A 13,776-nucleotide genomic window follows, 5' to 3' on the forward strand; every position below is an offset into this window, starting at 1 on the left:
TCCAAAATTGGACAACGTTTGGTTTGGAGCTAACGTCAATGAAAAAATGGGCTACTCTATTAGCTGGTAGTGCATGTGCGCTTTCTCTGTTCTCTGGTACAGCGGCAGCGGATGATAAAGAATTAGTATTTATGAACTGGGGTCCTTACATCAACAGTAATATCCTAGAGCAATTTACTAAAGAAACTGGCATCAAAGTGATCTACTCGACTTACGAGTCGAACGAGACTTTGTATGCAAAGCTAAAAACTCATAACCAAGGTTATGACCTAGTAGTACCTTCAACCTACTTCGTAGCGAAGATGCGTGATGAAGGCATGCTACAAAAGATCGATAAGACTAAGCTGAAGAACTTCGGCAACCTAGACAAGAACTACCTAGACAAGCCTTACGATCCAAATAACGACTACTCTATTCCTCACGTTGTGGCGATTACAGGTCTAGCGGTGAACGCTGACATGTACGATCCAAATGACTTCCAAAGCTGGGCTGACCTATGGAAACCTGAGCTTGAAGGTCAAGTAATGCTAATGGATGACACTCGTGAAGTGTTCCACATTGCGCTACGCAAACTAGGTTACTCTGGTAACTCTACGGATCCAAAACAAATCGATGAAGCGTACGCTGAGCTACAAAAGCTAATGCCTAACGTTCTAGTATTTAACTCTGACAACCCAGGTGCACCATACATGTCTGGCGAAGTTGGCGTTGGTATGCTTTGGAACGGTAGCGCAGCAGCAGCTCAAAACGAAGGTATGAACCTGAAGCTTGTATTCCCTAAAGAAGGCGGTATCGGCTGGGTCGATAACTTCGCAATCTCTTCTGGTGCGAAGAACGTAGAAGCAGCTCACAAGATGATCGACTTCCTACTACGTCCAGAAATCGCAGAGCAAATCTCGGCTGATACGGGTTACCTAACAGCAGTTGCAGAATCTAACGCTAAGTTCAAAGACGTTGCGCCACTGTTCCCTTCTCAAGAAGATCTTGACCGCGTTGAATGGCAAGATTCTGTTGGCGACATGACAGTGAAGTACGAAGATTACTTCCTGAAGCTGAAAGCGGGTCAATAATCGCTTAATAAGCCATCTAGTAAATGAAAATAGGCAGCAATACGCTGCCTATTTTTGTAATTGACTGATATAATTACACGTTGCTAGGTTTATTTGCTGCGGCTATGAACATTATCGTCTCTCGAAGTCATAACGCTCATCATTCGTACTCCAAATAAACAGGATTGTGCTTATCGCAATTTGGCTCAAATCGATTTCTGTTACTAGTATTGATTTGTCCTATTGCTGAACAAAACGGAAATAAAATGAAAAGTAAATTCTACGCAAGCGCACTGTGTGCGGCGACGCTAATCGCTACCCCTGCAATGGCTGCTGATCAAGAACTGTATTTCTACAACTGGTCGGAATACATTCCAAACGAAGTTCTTGAAGACTTTACAAAAGAAACTGGCATCAAAGTTATCTACTCTACGTACGAGTCTAACGAGAGCATGTACGCGAAGTTGAAAACTCAAGGTTCTGGTTACGACTTGGTAGTACCGTCTACCTATTTCGTATCTAAAATGCGTAAAGAAGGCATGCTGCAAAAGATCGACAAAGAGAAACTGTCTCACTTTGCTGATCTAGACACCAACTTCCTGAACAAGCCGTTCGACCCGAACAACAACTACTCTATCCCATACATTTGGGGGGCGACTGGTATTGGTATCAATGCTGACATGCTAGACAAATCGTCTGTTTCTAAATGGGATGATTTCTGGGATAGCAAGTGGGAAGGTCAACTAATGCTGATGGATGATTCTCGCGAAGTATTCCACATTGCATTGACTAAGCTTGGTTACTCGCCAAACACGACTAACCCAGATGAGATCAAAGCCGCTTACGAAGAACTGAAAAAGCTAATGCCAAACGTATTGGTATTCAACTCAGACTTCCCAGCGAACCCATACTTAGCAGGTGAAGTATCACTTGGTATGCTTTGGAACGGTTCTGCTTACATGGCTCGTCAAGAAGGCGCGAACATCGATATCATCTGGCCAGAAAAAGGCACTATCTTCTGGATGGACAGCCTAGCAATCCCAGCTGGCGCGAAGAACGTTGATGCAGCTCATAAGATGATCGACTTCCTACTACGTCCTGAGAACGCTGCTAAGATTGCACTAGAGATAGGTTACCCTACTCCAGTGAAAACGGCGCACGAGCTTCTACCGAAAGAATTTGCTAACGATCCAAGCATCTTCCCACCACAAGAAGTGATGGACAGCGGTACATGGCAAGACGAAGTTGGTGAAGCAAGCGTGCTTTACGATGAGTACTTCCAAAAGCTAAAAGTAGACAACTAATCAGTCTGTCGAAATAGTTTAGAAAAGCGGCTTCGGTCGCTTTTCTTGTATCTGAAACTTACTATTTGTATCTCCAGCTATCCTGCTCAAATTACCAAGCGCCAGAATACAAAGTTTCAAAATACAAAGCACCAAAATACAAAAAAGCATCGAATCACTTCGATGCCTTTCTTATATGGATACTCTACCAACTTGTTTAAGCGCTAGTTTCGTTTTCCAGAGCAAGAATCTCGTCTACCAGTTTTGGCACTTCGATGCTTGCTTTACCGTAACGCTTCTCTTCAAACTCACTCTCGACGGCACTTGGTTCTAAGTTGATCTCAATGGTATGCGCACCGTGCATCTTTGCGTCATGCACAAAGCCTGCGGCTGGATATACGACACCAGATGTACCAATAGAAATAAACAAGTCTGCTTCTTCCAATGCCGCGTAGATCTCTCCCATGCGCAGTGGCATTTCACCAAACCAAACAATATGTGGGCGCATTTGCGAAGGAATTTGGCAGCAATGGCACAACTCGCCAGTTTCAATGTCTTCTGAATGCTCGATGACTTGATTGGATTCACTACAACGCGCTTTAAGCAATTCACCATGCATGTGAATAATATTGGCGCTGCCGCCTCTCTCGTGCAGGTTGTCGATGTTTTGAGTGATGATAGTTACTTTGCCTTCCAACTGCTCCTCTAAGCGTCCTAGCGCGATATGAGCAGCATTAGGCTTGATATCTTCACCCTGCAGTTTTTTGCGACGTTGATTATAGAACGATTGAACAAGATCGGGAGCGCGCGCAAACCCTTCTGGTGTTGCGACATCCTCAATGCGGTGATTCTCCCAAAGACCATCTTGAGCTCGAAATGTTTGAATACCAGACTCAGCTGAGATGCCTGCGCCAGTAAGTACTACAATATTTCTATAAGGGAAATTCATAACCTATCCTTGTTGTTCTTTTTCATTAGCTTAACACTGAACGAATAACAACAGTAGTAATATGGATTAGACCATGGTCGTAGTGGTCCTAATTAGAATGATAAATTGAGAGGCAAAGCAATGAGACGTGTATCTCTTGTCCTTATATTATTGGGTACTTTAGCAGGGTGTCAGCTTACAAATGTTGAGGGTGAATTCGATGACGTAAAAGTCAAAGTGAGTACCAATGACAAAGATAATGACCACCCAGTTCATGGTGGTGATTTCTGTCCGCCGGGACAAGCTAAGAAAGGAAACTGCTAGTCAGTATTTCTTGTAAAGACGATATAAAAAACCCTCGAGCTATTTCGAGGGTTTTGCATTTTTACAGACTGTTTTTTTGATTTCTCTGCAACGCCATAAGTTTTACAGGTTTGGGCCTGTAGACGGTCTGTGCGGCATATTGTTGCGCAGTTGGTTCATACCTTGGTACATACGTAGGAACCACACAAGAATTGCCAACGCAGCAAACAGCATACCAATCCAAGGGATAAAGTACGCAACAGAGTCCAGCAACGTACTATGCATCCAGTAGTCACTCACACCAATCAATACACCGTTTGATGTTGCTACCGTAACGATAAGTACAACAAAGAACGTTAGGTATAGGAAGAAAGTACGAATCAAGCCGTAGTAATGTGAGTTCACTACGTCGCTGTCTTCGCCTTTATCCAAACGGTACCCAGCGTAAATGATTGCGACAACGCCTGAGATCAAGAACGTAAACGGGGTCAAACAACTCAGGATGTACGCAACCCAAATCCCGTTATGAGGTTTGTTCATTCGTCTTCGCTCCTTTTACTTCCGTTTGTGCTGTGTCTGTTTCGCCCATCGCCTCTTTGGATTTCACTTCTTCGTACCAAAGATCGTGGTGTTCTTTCGCCCATGTCTCGTCAACTTCACCAGTAACCATACCTTCTAACGCACCTTCCATACCGAATAGACCGATGTAGATGTGGAAGATAAAGCCACAGATAAGAATCAATGCCGAAATCGCGTGAACAAGGTTAGACAATTCCATATCGCGACGAGTTTGGCCGAAAATTGGGAAATCCAGAATTAAGCCACTCACTGCAGCGATAGCACCGAAGAAGATCAACAACCAGTAGATCGCCTTTTCACCACCGTTCGAGAAACCAGCCGATGGGTGCGTACCTTTATGTTTACCAACCATGCCGCCCATTTTCATGAACCAACGGATGTCTGTCATGTTAGGGATAGATTTGCGCCACCATTTCAGTAGAACAAACATCAGCAAGATGAAGAACAGCGGACCCATGTAGTTATGGTACTGCTTCGCCAACATAACGATAAAGCCCCAGAACTCAGTAGGTACGTACGGCTTCAAGAAGTGCTTACCGTAAACCAGCATCAAACCACTAAATGCCAGCGTTAAGAAGGTAAACGCCATGCTCCAGTGTAGTGCGCGGTCTAGTCGAGACCAGCGTTTCATCTTCTTGCCAGTACGTGGCTTGCTTAGCATCAGAGGACCAACGAATACGTAAGCCATGATAACCATTGCGATACTGCCGAAAATCGCGACAGCGCCCGCAGGAGACATCCATTTCTCTTTAAGAATGTACCAAGTCTCACCCGGAGTACTGATCAGCACACCGTGTTCCGCTGATTTCGACGTGGTATAGCCCTCTTGCCCCTCTTTGACCTGACGCCAGAAGTCTGCACCTGCAAGTTGTGTCATCTCCTGTTGTACTACTGGAGATGTATCTTCTTGCGCAGACGCTGGCATCGAAAAGGTCAGCAGTAATGCTGTCATCATAGACAGCATTACAAGAGACGCACGTTTAAGAGTATTTAACATGTGTCTCTCCTACTTAGCTTTTGGTTGCGTCGTAAGAAAGATCGTTACCGTCTGTCCAACCTGCGTTTTTCGCACCGCGCTCAACCACACGTTGACGGAAGATGTCAGATACTTTCTCTGCATCACCCGCTAGCAGTGCTTTTGTTGAACATAGTGACGCACACATAGGTAGCTTACCTTCAGCAATACGGTTCGCACCGTACTTCTCACGCTCTTCTAGAGAACCTGGTTCTGTGTTTGGACCACCTGCACAGAAAGTACACTTGTCCATTTTGCCACGCTCACCGAAAGATGCTTGTTTCGGGAACTGAGGCGCACCGAATGGACAAGCAAACAGACAGTAACCACAACCGATACAAAGATCTTTGTTGTGAAGAACGATGCCGTCTTCTGTGTGCTCGAAACAATCAGCTGGACAAACTGCCATGCAAGGCGCATCTGTACAGTGCATACAAGCAACAGAGATTGAGTTTTCACCTGGTTCACCGTCGTTCAGTGTTACCACGCGACGACGTTGAATGCCCCACTCAAGCGCATCATCGTTTTCGTTCTTACATGCAGTAACACAGCCGTTACACTCGATACAGCGTTTGGTGTCACATAGGAATTTCATTCGTGCCATTGTCAGACTCCTTACGCTTTACGAATGTTACATAGGGTTACTTTTGTTTCCTGCATCAAAGTAACAGGGTCGTAACCGTAAGTGGTTGCCGTGTTGGCGGCTTCACCAACAACATAAGGATCCGTACCTTCTGGGTACTTAGGACGTAGGTCTTCACCTTCGAACTTACCGCCGAAGTGGAACGGAATGAACGCCAGACCCGGTTTAACACGACGAGTTACCATCGCTTTCACCTTGATGCGGCCTTTTTCTGCACCTTCAACCCAAACGTCATCGCCATCTTTGAAGCCAAGATCGTTTGCGTCTTTCGGGTTCACTTCAACGAACATTTCTTGTTGAAGTTCAGCAAGCCATGGGTTTGAACGTGTTTCTTCACCACCACCTTCGTACTCAACCAAGCGACCAGAAGTCAGGATGATTGGGTATTCGCCAGACTTGTCTTCTTTCTGGATAGACTTGTAAAGCGTTGGTACACGGAAGATTGCTTCTTTGTCGTCCCAAGTTGGATAATCCGTGACAAGGTCACGACGTGGTGTGTATAACGGCTCACGGTGTAGCGGTACGCGGTCTGGGAATGTCCAAACAATCGCACGCGCTTTCGCGTTACCAAATGGGATACAACCGTGCTTGATTGCTACGCGTTGGATACCGCCAGACAGGTCAGTTTTCCAGTTTTTACCTTCCGCTGCTGCTTTTTCTTCAGCCGTTAGGTCGTCCCACCAACCAAGCTGTTTGATTAGCTTGTCAGAGAATTCTGGGTAACCGTCTTTGATTTCACAGCCTTTAGAGTAGCTGTCTTCAGCAAGTAGGCTTTGACCTTCAAACTCAACACCGAAACGCGTACGGAAGTTACCGCCACCCTCTGCAACTGTCTTTGACGTATCGTACAGAATGTGTGTGCCTGGGTGTTTCATCTCTGGCGTACCCCAACATGGCCAAGGTAGACCGTAAGTCTCACCATTCACAGGACCGCCTTCTGCTTCTAGAGACGTCTTGTGGAATGTGTGCCAGTTTTGTTGGTGCGCTTTTAGACGCTCTGGGCTTTGACCTGTGTAACCGATCGTCCACATGCCTTTGTTGAATTCGCGAGTGATGTCTTCAATCACTGGCTGGTTGTTCTCAACACGGATATTTTTGAACAGCAGATCTTCATAACCGAGCTTCTTAGTTAGCAGGTACATGATTTCGTGGTCAGGTTTAGATTCGAACAATGGCTCGATAACCTGATCACGCCACTGAAGTGAGCGGTTAGATGCTGTCACACTGCCGTGCGTTTCGAACTGAGTCGTTGCAGGAAGCAGGTAAACGCCGTCAGTACGATCGTTCATTACCGCTGCGACTGTTGGGTATGGGTCAACAATAACCATCATATCCAGCTTCTGCATCGCTTTCTTCATCTCAGGACCACGAGTCTGAGAGTTTACTGCGTGACCCCAGTAGAACATGGCGCGGATGTTTTCACGTTGACGAATGTTGTCTTTGTTTTCAAGAACGCCATCCACCCAACGAGATACAGGGATACCTGCACTGTTCATTGGTTTTTGACCGCCGTAAGCGTTGTCATCGAAACGACCTTTGATCCATTCGTAATCGATTTCCCACACTTTCGACCAGTGACGCCAAGAACCTTCAGACAAGCCGTAGTAGCCAGGTAGCGTGTCAGATAGTACGCCAAGGTCAGTTGCGCCCTGTACGTTATCGTGACCACGGAAGATGTTTGCACCGCCGCCTGATTTACCGATGTTACCTAGCGCAAGCTCAAGTACACAGTAAGCACGAGTGTTGTTGTTACCAGTCGTATGCTGAGTACCACCCATACACCACACGATACAACCCGGACGGTTTTCAGAAAGCAGTTTCGCTGTTTGGTAAACTTCAGACTCAGGAACGCCAGTTACGCGCTCAACTTCTGCTGGTGTCCATTTAGCCACTTCTGCACGGATTTCGTCCATACCGAATACACGTTGACGGATGAACTCTTTGTCTTCCCAGTTATTCGCGAAGACATGCCATAGCACGCCCCAAATGAACGCAACGTCAGAACCTGGACGCAGCGATACGTAGTGGTCCGATTTTGCAGCGGTACGGGTACGACGAGGATCCGCAACAACGATCTTACAGTTGTTCTTCTCTTTCGCGATTAGGATGTGCTGCATCGCAACAGGGTGCGCTTCTGCAGGGTTTGAACCAATGAACAGCATCGACTTACAGTTGTGCATGTCATTGAAAGAGTTGGTCATCGCACCGTAACCCCAAGTGTTTGCTACACCTGCTACGGTTGTTGAGTGACAGATACGCGCTTGGTGGTCAACGTTGTTGGTACCCCAAAGCGACGCCATCTTACGGAACATGTACGCTTGTTCGTTGTTGTGCTTAGCACTACCCAACCAGTAAACCGAATCTGGACCCGACTCTTTGCGGATGTCCATCACCTTGTTACCGATTTCTTCGATCGCTTGATCCCAAGAAAGCTTCTTCCACTTACCGTTTTCAAGCTTCATTGGGTATTTCAGACGACGCTCACCGTGACCGTGTTCGCGCAGTGCTGCACCTTTTGCACAGTGTCCACCAGCGTTGAATGGGTGGTCGAATGCAGGCTCTTGACCTGTCCACACGCCGTTTTGAACTTCAGCGTAGATACCACAACCTACAGAACAGTGAGAACAGATGGTACGTTTTACTTCTGTTTTCGCTTCTGGATCCACCGATTTAGCTTGTGCTTTTTTCATCATGCCCGGTGCAAAAAGACTTGCACCTACAACCGCCCCACCAGCAGCAAGCGAGGTGTTTTTCATGAATGCACGGCGAGAAACGCCAAGCTGATTGGTTTCTTTGCTCACACTGTCGGAGCGTTTGACAAGTTTCATCCGTTATCTCCTAAAGTGTGTCGTAGTAATCGCGAATGTGTTGAGTTTCACGATACCCTTTCTTCTTCACGTCTTTTTCAGAAGGCTCAACCGTTTCTGAAGCGCTTGCCACTTTTGTTGTTCCAGCGACAACCGCACCAGCTACGGCTGCAGTCGTTAAGCCTTTCAGGAGATCCCTACGGCTTGTGTTTATTTCTTTATTATCTTTCATCATTGCTTCCTTACCTTACGGTAGATCTTTGGAGGCTATTGCCCCTCTATCGATATGACCAAGTACTGCTCGATTACTCGTAATCAGTGACGTTTTTCACATCAATTTTTAATTTGTGCTTACTGCTTTTGGTGTTCACGCTAAAGCGCACTTGTTCCAGTGTTAAGAACGCCTCACACAGTTGAGCTGCTGGCTTATAAAAGTTCGCGCTCTCTGCATTTTCTAGTTGCTGAGTGAAAGAGCTAAACCAAGGTGCGATGTGTTTGTTAAACACCGCTTGTTGAAGCTCTTCTTCTTCACCCGTTAGCATCGACATCACTTCACAAAGTGCTGCGATGTGGTCTTCCGGCTCTTTCACATTTTCATCGCGCTCGAAACCAAGCAGTTCCAAATCGTGACGAATTTCAGCCAATGGTTTTTCCATCATTGAACCCGTCATGTGCCATGAGCCAAACGGCATCACTTCACCACGACCGATACCGATGAAAAGATCTTGGTATTCATCTTCTAGCGCTTCGCGGTTGGAATCTTTCGCCGCTTGCTGAAGCGCAATCCACGCTTTTTGCATCGCGCTTTCTGATGGTTCAACTTCTAGAGAAGTCAGGAACTCGATCATCTCTTCACTTGGTGCGCTACGGAAAAGCGCTGACAAAACCAAGTAGATCTCTGTTCTCAGTGTTTGTTCTTGTTCTCGTTGTGTATCCACTGCGAGCTCCTAGTATTTCAGTTGTTTCATTGGGTCTTCTGCCATCGACTCAAACATGTCGATCACACGGCAGTCTTCACACATCGCGATACGATTGATCGCCGCTTCATCGGAGAAATGAGAGTGACCGCGTAACTTGTTTTGTAGCATGTCGATCATAGACTGAGGTGCGAATGGCTTATGACAGCGAATACATTCCGCGGCTTTCTCTTCGTGAATCACAACCGCTTTTTGGCGCTCTTCTTTCACCCAGTTCATGCGTGGCGTTAGCGTCAGAACTTTCTCTGGACATGCCTTTTCACACAAACCACATTGAATACAATCTTGTTCAACGAATTTAAGTGATGGCGATTCACCATCGGTATGAAGCGCACGTGTTGGACAAACTGCCACACAGCTCATACACAACGTACAATCTTTGCTCTCACAAGAGACATTGCCGTAAGGCGCGTTCGCAGGCAGTTCAACAATGTTCTCAACCGGAATACGAGAAGAAGACATTGCATCCAGCGCAGTAAACAAACGTTGACGCTTGTTACCTTGAAGATCTCCAAGAGCAAGATCGAATGAATCTGTACATAGTGTTGGAGGACCTTCACGAAGCGATTCCAAGAAAAGGATATCGATGGTCTCTTTTGCGATACCAAGTTGATCCAATAGCTCTTGCGCGATACCCACTTCGTTGTTCAGAACACGAATGATGGTTGCAGGCATAAAGCGAGAAGCTGCAAATAGCACTTGCGTCGCGCCATTAACTAGAGCGGCGAACCATGTATCGATACCGATAGAAGGCAGCTCTTCAACCACAATTGGAATCACGTTATCTGGTAGCGCTTTTAGTGCCATCACATTGTAAGTCTCGTGGCGAGAGCTACAGATAAGAACGATAGGATCGAGACCGCCCGCTTGCTCGTAGTTCGCTAGCGTGCGTTCAATGAATTTTTGCGTATCTTCAGGATTAGGTAGCGCGTAGTGAATCGCTTCTGTCGGACAAGCCGTTGCACAAGTACCCACCCCCTGACATAGATATGGGTTAATCTCGATGCGATGACCGGTTTTATCGCTGCCTTCACTTGATAGTGCGCCAGCAGGACAAGCATCTACACAACGCTCACAACCTTTTACGCCACGAGAACTGTGCGCACATAGGTCTGTATCCAGACGGAAGAATTTTGGCTTATCAAACGTACCCATTAATGTTGGGATCTCTTCTAGCGCTTCAGCCAGTTTTGGATAACCGCGTCCCACTGGGTAGTAACCCGGAACCGGAACCTCTTCTGACATACAGCTGCTTAGACAAAGATCGAGAACAACATCGAAACAATCACTATTGATAGCGACTTTTGCTAGGTTGCTTGTTAGACCGTTATTCTCAATAAGCACTTCAAACGTACCTAGAAAACCAGAAACCTGAACTGAGTTTGCAAAGTACAGTTCTGGATTAGTGCCTTTCTCTCCGTCTGTAGAAAGAAGTGTCAGGCTGTTCATTTGAGATAGCTGCGCGGCTGCACTCTCAATGATGGCAGTCGGTCCAACAATCAGTGTATTACCGCCACTCTCGTAGCTCACCGTTGGTGGAATAAGATTGGTCAACTCAACGGTATTCTCAAACGCATACAGACGCGCTTTACCGTTATTGGAAGTTGCTTGTTCTAATAGTTGTTTCAACATTGCTCAGTTCCATTTATACGCATGGATAGTTTCTTCCATCTTTCATTGTAGTTAGCGCAGGCGATTCTGCTGATTAACTCGTCAGTAACTACCCCTTTTAGGTAGTCCAATACTTGTTATCGCTGCCTGTTAGGCAAATGATCTAACTTCAACAAGAATGGTAATGATCAACAGATAGCAAATGTCGTGCCAATTAAATATCGGCTAATTTTCAATAGGTTAGGTATTTATCTTAGAAATAGTAGGGATAAAAAAACCGACTGGGACATTTTGTCTCAGCCGGTTCATTGAGCGTTTAGTCAAAATGTACCTATTCTTTGTGTGGTATATTTTGTCCCACCTCTTCAGGGGCCAGTTTTGTCTCTAGAATATCACTTTTATTAGATACTGTGTTTATATCCAGCTCTTTTTGTTCTTCGGGAATTTCGGCACCTTCAGCAAGTTCTACATCAGCCGATTCAATATCACTTTCTTCATGAGATTCAGTTGATTGTGTCGTTTCTTCTGCTGGTTCTTGTTCCGTTTTCTCTTTTACCCAATCACGAAGTGTTTCAGCAACCCCTTCAGAAAGCGACTTGAGGTTACTGTAGTCATCGTCGTAATCATCCAAACCATCACGAACGTTAAACTCTTCTGATAAGAACATCTTACGCAATGCGGCTTTCTTAACGCTCTCTGAAGCCTCAGACACCAATAACTGCGCTACAGACATCTCTTCAGGAGCAGTAGTTTCACTGGATGTCTCTTGAGATTCAGTCTCTATGGCAGAAGCTTCGGTAGCCAATGTTTGCGCTTCAGTGCTTAATTCTTCATGAGCTTGCGCGGTTTCTGGTTCAGTAGATTCAACAGAGCCCACAACCTTCGCGTCTGTAGGCTCGGTTGTCGTTTCTTCTAACTTACGTTTCGACCAACGGCTAAAAAAACTAGTTGCCATTTGCTCTGCCCGCTCCTTTGCGTTTCTTACGTCTTACTTCTAACAACTCACCGTGACGCCCAATAAAGGCTTCCATCCAAGCTTGAACGGCTAACGGCATATCATTTGATAATACTAGGTTATCGCCATCCATATATTGCGCAGCGACGGTTTGAGACGCCGTAAGCAATTGAATCGTCGGCGTATCACTAGAATCAAGATTGTCCATTACCAAGAAAAGCTTTGGCTGTTGCGAGCTCAGGTTAAAGCGGTAATCGGTGCGCTCGTCTTTGTGCAGCTGCAACAAGCACACGTGTTGAGTGTTTTCGGTTGGGTTAATTTCAAATCCCGTCAGTTGCCATTGGGTTGTAACCCAAATACCAGTACTGATCTCATGTTGTACAAGATCCACGCCTATTGGCCATGAATCTTCATTTTTCTCGAACTGTTTCTTATCCGACATAACTCACCCAATTTGTTCTATGTTGGCTTTAAGACAGAAAAGGACATTTTGTACTTTGCTTTCAACCATTTTAGCGGTACAAAGCAATAAACGCGCCAAATTGAGCCTAATCTTCACCAAGCTCTAAGTTCAAAACTAGTAGAAATTCAAATTCGCACCTGTGTCATTGCTGCGATATCGCAGAATTAACCCAGAATCGAATCAATGCCTCGCAATTTCCAACATAACAGCTATTTTGGAATGAGAATTGCTTTGTAAGCAGCGTTAAGACGAATAGACCCATTAATGAGAGCGTGCATTGGCTCTCTCATTCATTAGGATATGACTGTGGTAAAACCAAACATTATTAAAACCAGTGAAAATCCCCTACAGACCATCGAAGTGGAAGTGTTTGACGAATACGGTGAAAAGCTGACTAAGCAGATCGCCTGTGAGCGCCCTCTTACAGTGATGTTGAACTGGAAGGAGGTCGTTACACTAATGACGCTTGGCTCTCGCCCTGAAGCGCTTGTGTTGGGTTATTTGAAGAACCAGAGCTTCTTGTCTGATCCTGAAGCGATTGAATCAGTCATTATTGACTGGGAAACGCACTCAGCTGCGGTTATTACCAAAGAAAATACTGAGCACCTAGAAGGCGCGCTGAAAAAGAAGACGGTGACGTCCGGTTGTGGTCAAGGCACTATGTACGGCAACGTGATGAAGCAGCTTGAAGATTACCAAGTGCCACAAGTACCTTTGAAGCAATCTGAAATCTACGCGGCGCTTGAAGCATTGACGCATTACAACGATACCTACAAAAAAGCAGGTGCAGTGCATGGCTGTGCGGTATGTAAAGGCAATGAAGTGCTGTCTTTTGTGGAAGATGTTGGTCGTCACAACGCGGTTGATACGCTAGCTGGTGAAATGTGGCTTAACCAAGAGACAGGGGAAGATAAAATTTTCTACACAACGGGCCGCCTTACATCAGAGATGGTGATTAAAGTAGCGCAGATGGGTATCCCTGTCCTGCTTTCTCGTTCAGGCGTGACTCAAATGGGGTTAGATCTGGCGAAAAAGTTTGGCATTACGACTATCGCTCGTGCGAAAGGCTTACGCTTCCAAGTCTTTACTGGTGCAGAGAAGATTGATTTTGACGTGAAAGGTAACCAGTAACCACACAATCATTCAGGCTTGTGCGTTTAGCC

At 45.8% G+C, this 13,776-nt stretch carries 14 protein-coding genes; 4 read left to right on the top strand and 10 right to left on the bottom strand.

Annotation, left to right across the window (positions count from 1 at the left end; translation table 11 throughout):
• Positions 1–38 precede the first annotated feature (38 nt).
• Both GXP65_RS10935 and GXP65_RS10940 read left to right on the top strand, forming a co-directional pair.
• Positions 39–1,070 carry an extracellular solute-binding protein gene (locus GXP65_RS10935; RefSeq protein WP_009706099.1) on the top strand — a complete coding sequence of 344 codons (1,032 nt, stop codon included), beginning with the start codon at positions 39–41 and terminating at the stop codon, positions 1,068–1,070.
• Between the two features lie 245 nt (positions 1,071–1,315).
• Complete coding sequence (locus GXP65_RS10940) at positions 1,316–2,353, top strand: extracellular solute-binding protein (protein ID WP_045418766.1); 1,038 nt, start codon at positions 1,316–1,318, stop codon at positions 2,351–2,353.
• A gap of 196 nt (positions 2,354–2,549) precedes the next feature.
• On the opposite strand, the gene cobB is transcribed toward GXP65_RS10940, so the two are convergent.
• Positions 2,550–3,281: a Sir2 family NAD+-dependent deacetylase gene (cobB, locus tag GXP65_RS10945; RefSeq protein WP_162092778.1), complete on the bottom strand. Its 732-nt coding sequence runs from the start codon at positions 3,279–3,281 to the stop codon at positions 2,550–2,552.
• Positions 3,282–3,401: 120 nt separating this feature from the next.
• On the opposite strand from cobB, the gene GXP65_RS10950 reads away from it, so the two are divergent.
• Positions 3,402–3,584: a hypothetical protein gene (locus GXP65_RS10950; RefSeq protein ID WP_009706097.1), complete on the top strand. Its 183-nt coding sequence runs from the start codon at positions 3,402–3,404 to the stop codon at positions 3,582–3,584.
• A 102-nt stretch (positions 3,585–3,686) separates the two neighbouring features.
• On the opposite strand, the gene GXP65_RS10955 is transcribed toward GXP65_RS10950, so the two are convergent.
• From GXP65_RS10955 to GXP65_RS10995, 9 genes are all read right to left on the bottom strand, one after another.
• Positions 3,687–4,103: a membrane protein gene (locus tag GXP65_RS10955; RefSeq protein WP_005427687.1), complete on the bottom strand. Its 417-nt coding sequence runs from the start codon at positions 4,101–4,103 to the stop codon at positions 3,687–3,689.
• The gene (locus GXP65_RS10960; RefSeq protein WP_038883705.1) at positions 4,087–5,139 is read right to left on the bottom strand and encodes a formate dehydrogenase subunit gamma; all 1,053 of its coding nucleotides are present in this window, start codon (positions 5,137–5,139) and stop codon (positions 4,087–4,089) included. The genes GXP65_RS10955 and GXP65_RS10960 overlap by 17 nt, the downstream gene beginning before the upstream one ends.
• A 13-nt stretch (positions 5,140–5,152) precedes the next feature.
• Entirely contained in the window at positions 5,153–5,761 is a 609-nt protein-coding gene (gene fdh3B / locus GXP65_RS10965; protein ID WP_005427693.1) for a formate dehydrogenase FDH3 subunit beta, read from the bottom strand.
• 11 nt (positions 5,762–5,772) lie between these two features.
• The gene (locus tag GXP65_RS10970; protein ID WP_045452372.1) at positions 5,773–8,628 is read right to left on the bottom strand and encodes a formate dehydrogenase subunit alpha; all 2,856 of its coding nucleotides are present in this window, start codon (positions 8,626–8,628) and stop codon (positions 5,773–5,775) included.
• A gap of 10 nt (positions 8,629–8,638) precedes the next feature.
• A complete protein-coding gene (locus GXP65_RS10975) occupies positions 8,639–8,839 on the bottom strand; it encodes a twin-arginine translocation signal domain-containing protein (RefSeq protein WP_005427585.1) in 201 nt (66 codons plus the stop codon).
• A gap of 73 nt (positions 8,840–8,912) precedes the next feature.
• On the bottom strand, positions 8,913–9,545 hold the full coding sequence (locus GXP65_RS10980; RefSeq protein WP_162092779.1) for a molecular chaperone: 633 nt from the start codon (positions 9,543–9,545) through the stop codon (positions 8,913–8,915).
• 9 nt (positions 9,546–9,554) lie between these two features.
• Positions 9,555–11,216: a 4Fe-4S dicluster domain-containing protein gene (locus GXP65_RS10985; protein WP_162092780.1), complete on the bottom strand. Its 1,662-nt coding sequence runs from the start codon at positions 11,214–11,216 to the stop codon at positions 9,555–9,557.
• Between the two features lie 310 nt (positions 11,217–11,526).
• Positions 11,527–12,150, bottom strand: a complete 624-nt coding sequence (locus GXP65_RS10990; RefSeq protein ID WP_162092781.1) for a DUF3306 domain-containing protein — start codon at positions 12,148–12,150, stop codon at positions 11,527–11,529.
• Positions 12,140–12,592, bottom strand: coding sequence for a DUF3305 domain-containing protein (locus GXP65_RS10995; protein WP_005427814.1), 453 nt, complete (start codon positions 12,590–12,592; stop codon positions 12,140–12,142). The genes GXP65_RS10990 and GXP65_RS10995 overlap by 11 nt, the downstream gene beginning before the upstream one ends.
• Positions 12,593–12,919: 327 nt before the next feature.
• On the opposite strand from GXP65_RS10995, the gene GXP65_RS11000 reads away from it, so the two are divergent.
• On the top strand, positions 12,920–13,744 hold the full coding sequence (locus tag GXP65_RS11000) for a formate dehydrogenase accessory sulfurtransferase FdhD (RefSeq protein WP_005427802.1): 825 nt from the start codon (positions 12,920–12,922) through the stop codon (positions 13,742–13,744).
• The last annotated feature ends 32 nt before the right edge of the window (positions 13,745–13,776 follow it).

The organism is Vibrio sp. LB10LO1, from assembly GCF_010092875.1.
Classification (GTDB): domain Bacteria; phylum Pseudomonadota; class Gammaproteobacteria; order Enterobacterales; family Vibrionaceae; genus Vibrio; species Vibrio campbellii.